Origin of the sequence: Micromonospora deserti (assembly GCF_003236335.1) — a bacterium.
Lineage (GTDB): Bacteria > Actinomycetota > Actinomycetes > Mycobacteriales > Micromonosporaceae > Micromonospora > Micromonospora deserti.
Map to the genome: position 1 here is coordinate 1 of NZ_POUB01000394.1, position 4,134 is coordinate 4,134.

General features: G+C 73.1%; 3 protein-coding genes. All 3 read left to right on the top strand.

The genetic code is table 11. The features are described 5' to 3' along the window. Positions 1-10 precede the first annotated feature (10 nt). Positions 11-1,648, top strand: a complete 1,638-nt coding sequence (locus C1I99_RS29905; protein ID WP_111137527.1) for a BCCT family transporter — start codon at positions 11-13, stop codon at positions 1,646-1,648. A 109-nt stretch (positions 1,649-1,757) separates the two neighbouring features. Then, a complete protein-coding gene (gene dnaG, locus C1I99_RS29910; RefSeq protein WP_111137528.1) occupies positions 1,758-3,650 on the top strand; it encodes a DNA primase in 1,893 nt (630 codons plus the stop codon). Beyond that, positions 3,650-4,134, top strand: a 485-nt coding sequence (locus tag C1I99_RS29915; protein WP_111137529.1) for a hypothetical protein, incomplete at its 3' end; no start/stop codon positions are given. The genes dnaG and C1I99_RS29915, both read left to right, overlap by 1 nt.

Sequence of the window (4,134 nt, forward strand, 5' to 3'; positions counted from 1 at the left end):
GGGGTGGAGCATGAGCGAGCAGGTGGGGGAGCGGCACACCGGGCGGCCGTCCGTCGACCGGGTGGTGCTGGCGCTCGGCGTAGGTGGTGTGCTGGCCGTGGTGGCCTGGGGCGCGCTGGCGAGGCGGTCCCTGGCCAGTTTCGGCGAGTCCGGCCTGAGCTGGGTGATCAACACCTTCGGCTGGTTCTTCGTAGTGGCCGCCGACGCCTTCCTGGTGCTGGCCGTGGTGATCGCGGCGACCCGGTTCGGCCGGATCCGGCTCGGCGCCGACGATGACCAGCCCGAGTTCAACACGTTGGCCTGGATCGCGATGATGTTCAGCGCCGGGATGGGGATCGGCCTGGTCTTCTTCGCCGTCGCCGAGCCCATCCAGCACTACGCGGCACCCCCGCCGGCCACCGGGGTGGAACCGCAGACCGGTGCGGCCGGCGCGACGGCGATGCAGTACACCCTCTTCCACTGGACGCTGCACCCGTGGGGGATCTACGCGGTGGTGGCGCTCGCGCTCGCGTACTCGACCTTCCGTAAGGGGCGGGCGAACCGGATCTCCGCCGCCTTCCGTCCGCTGCTCGGCGACCGGGCCGACGGGGTGACCGGCCGGGTGGTTGACCTGCTGGCGGTCTTCGCCACCGTGTTCGGCTCGGCGACCAGCCTCGGCCTCGGCGCGCTCCAGGTCGCCGCCGGTCTCGACCTGGTGGCGGGCATCCAGGACACGACCGCGGTGGACCTGGTCGTGATCGGCGCGCTCACCCTGGCCTTCGTGATCTCCGCCTTCTCCGGGCTGCACAAGGGCATCAAGTGGCTCTCCACCACCAACGTGCTGCTGGCGGTGCTGCTGCTGGTCTTCGTCTTCGCGGTCGGGCCGACCATCTACACGCTGGAGGTGCTGCCCGCCTCGATCGGCGACTACCTGGGCAACCTGGTCTTCATGTCCACCCGCACCGGTGCCTTCTCCGACCCGGCGTGGCTCGGCTCCTGGACGGTCTTCTACTGGGCGTGGTGGATCTCCTGGGCGCCCTTCGTGGGCACCTTCATCGCCCGGATCTCCAAGGGCCGCACGGTGCGGCAGTTCCTCGTCGGGGTGCTGCTGGTGCCGAGCGGGGCCAGCGCGGTGTGGTTCGCGGTGATGGGCGGGAGCGCGCTGCGGGCGCAGGCCACCGGTGCCCGGGACCTGGTCGCCGACGTCGGGGAGGGCACCGAACAGGCCCTCTTCGGCCTGCTCGACGCGCTGCCGTTGGCGGCGCTGACCAGTGTGCTGGCCATGGTGCTGATCGCGGTGTACTTCGTCACCAGCGCCGACTCGGCGTCGCTGGTGCTCGGCTCGCTGACCTCCCGGGGTGCGCTGCGCCCGCACCGGGTGCTGGTGGTGACCTGGGGGGTGCTGATCGGTGCCACGGCCGCCGTGCTGCTGCTGGCCGGCGGGCTGGGCGCCCTGCAACAGGCGACCATCCTGGTCGCCCTGCCGTTCGTGGTGGTGATGCTGGGGCTGGCCGCCGCGCTGCTCACGGACATGTCCCGGGATCCCGCGGTCAATCCGCCACCCCGCAACCGCCGCTACGGTCTCGCCGCCGCGATCCGCGCCGCCCGGTCGTACGAGGAGGAGGACCCGCCGCCGGTCCGCCGCTACCTGCGCCGCCGGCCTCGCTGACCCGCCCTGGTCCCCGGCCGCCGCCGGCGCGACCGCTCCGGGTCGCCACCCGCTGCGGTCGCCATCCACGGCGTCCCCCGGCGGCGGCGCGTCGGTGCGGCAGGGCAGGATGTACGCCGAGGAGGTGGCGGAGATGGCTGGGCGGATCCGGGACGAGGACATCGCGCTGGTCCGCGAGCGCACCTCGATCGCCGACGTCATTTCCGAGACGGTGACCCTGAAGTCCGCCGGTGGCGGCAACCTCAAGGGGCTCTGCCCGTTCCACGACGAGAAGAGCCCGTCGTTCAACGTCTCGCCGGCCCGGAACGTGTGGTACTGCTTTGGCTGCGGGGCCGGCGGTGACGCCATCAAGTTCCTGATGGACGCCGAGCACCTGAGTTTCGTCGAGTCGGTCGAGCGGCTCGCCGCGCGGGCCGGCATCCAGCTGCGCTACGTCGACAGCGACACCGCGGCACCGCGTGCCCGCCCCCAGCAGGGCCAGCGGCAGCGTCTGGTGGCCGCGCACGCCGCCGCCGTCGAGTTCTACCAGGCCCAGCTCACCACCGCCGCCGCCCGCCCCGCCCGGGAGTTCCTGGCGGGGCGGGGCTTCGACCGGGCCGCTGCCGAGCGCTACGCCTGCGGCTTCGCCCCGGACGCCTGGGACCTGCTCACCAAGCACCTGCGCCAGCAGGGCTTCACCCACCAGGAGCTGGTGACCGCCGGGCTGTCCCGGGAGTCCCGCTCCGGCACCCTGATCGACCGGTTCCGCCGCCGGCTGCTCTGGCCGATCCGCGATCTCACCGGCGACGTGATCGGCTTCGGCGCCCGCAAGCTCTTCGACGACGACGACGGCCCGAAGTACCTGAACACCCCCGAGACGCCGATCTACAAGAAGTCGCACGTCCTCTACGGCATCGACCAGGCCAAGCGTGAGATCGCCAAGCAGGGCAAGGTGGTCGTCGTGGAGGGCTACACCGATGTGATGGCCTGCCATCTCGCCGGGGTGCCGACGGCGGTGGCGACCTGCGGCACCTCGTTCGGCGCCGATCACATCGGGGTGCTGCGCCGGCTGCTGCTGGACACCGACGCGGTGGCTGGCGAGATCATCTTCACCTTCGACGGGGACGCCGCCGGGCAGAAGGCGGCGCTGCGCGCCTTCGACGACGACCAGCGCTTCGTCGGCCGTACCTTCATCGCGGTCAGCCCCGACAACATGGACCCGTGCGAGCTGCGCCTGGCCAAGGGCGACCTGGCGGTGCGTGACCTGGTCGCCCGCCGCGAGCCGCTGGTCGATTTCGCGCTGCGTCACGTGATCAGCCGCTACGACCTGGACACCGTCGACGGTCGGGTGGAGGCGATGCGCCGCGCCGCGCCGCTGGTTGCCAAGATCAAAGACCGGGAGAAGCGTCCCGAGTACGTCCGCAAGCTCGCCGGTGACCTCGGCATGGAGATCGAGCCGGTGCACCGCGCCGTGCTCGCCGCCGCGTCGGCGCCACCCGGGAGGGACGCTGCCCCGGCGCCCCGTCCCGCCCCGGCCGAGCCGACCGTGGACAGCCCGCGGTCGATGGTCGAGCGGGAGGCGTTGAAGCTCGCCCTCCAGCAGCCGGTGCTGGCCGGGCCGATGTTCGACGCGGTCGAGGCCGCGGAGTACCGGCACCCGGTGCACGTGGCGGTGCGGGCGGCCGTGGCGGCGGCCGGCGGGGCGGCGGCGGCGACCGGCGGCGCGGTCTGGATCGAGTCGGTCCGGGACGCCTGCGAGGATCTGGCCGCCCGGGCGCTCGTCGGCGAGCTGGCCGTGGAGCCGCTGCGGATCGACGGCGAGCCCGACCCCCGGTACGTCTCGGTCACCATGGCCCGCCTCCAGTGGGGCTCCGTAACCGGCCGGATCAAGGACCTGAAGTCCCGGATCCAGCGGATCAACCCGGTCAACAACAAGGACGAGTACTTCGCGGCCTTCGGTGAGCTGCTCAGCCTGGAGCAGCACGCGCGGGCGCTGCGCGAGCAGGCCGCGGGAGGGCTGTGATGGGGCTGTTCAACCGCCGGCCGAAGCTGCCGCCGGCGGCCCGCCCGCCGCTGGAGCGCGACGAGCGGGTGCTCGCCTGGGCCGCGGCCGGCAACGGCGAGGGCGACGGCGTGCTGGTGGCCAGCAACCTCGGGCTCTGGCTGCCCGGCCGGGGGCACCGGATCGGCTGGCACGACATCCTCAAGGCGGTCTGGTCCGGCCGCGAGTTGACCGTCACGCCGGCCGAGCGGGTCGCCGAGCGGGACGGCTACCAGGTGGTCGCCGACTGCCCGGCCGAGACGTACCTGCTGTTCGACCCGGGGGACCTGCCGCACCAGGTGCGGGCCCGGGTGACCCGTTCGGTGGCGTACACCCAGGCCCACCCGGTGCCCGGCGGCGGTGGCCGGATCGCCGCCCGCCGGGTGCCCGGCGTCGACGGCCTGACCTGGACGGTCCGGTTCGACCCCGGCACCCCGGCCGACGACCCCGACGTCCTCGCCGAGAC